General features: G+C 40.5%; 1 protein-coding gene. It reads right to left on the bottom strand.

Annotated elements, in window-relative coordinates:
* The coding region (locus tag SB765_RS30000; protein WP_410932543.1) for a DUF350 domain-containing protein at window positions 1–269 on the bottom strand (269 nt) is incomplete at both ends.

Below are 269 nucleotides of genomic sequence, written 5' to 3'. Positions count from 1 at the left end.
ATCACAATAGGAATGCCATGCCAGCCTTCGGTAGCAACCCACAATAGTGCAGAGCGAATAACCACCGCAACACTAACTACATGGCCAAAATCAATAATTGACGCAGTAACGTTACCTTTGACTATTTCGTTATGTAGGCTTACTTTACGCAATGCCACTTTATCTTGAAAAAAGTGACCCAGCTTTATAAGCAAAATTGCTAATGCACCATAGCCAAGCATTAACAGAGCTTCTTTTTGTAAAGTAGCAGCAAAAGCACCACTACTTAC

Origin of the sequence: Pseudomonas sp. SIMBA_067 (genome assembly GCF_046534675.1) — a bacterium.
Classification (GTDB): domain Bacteria; phylum Pseudomonadota; class Gammaproteobacteria; order Pseudomonadales; family Pseudomonadaceae; genus Aquipseudomonas; species Aquipseudomonas putida.
Note: the sequence above shows the minus strand (reverse complement) of the source record. Positions and strands in the feature narration are given on the sequence as shown.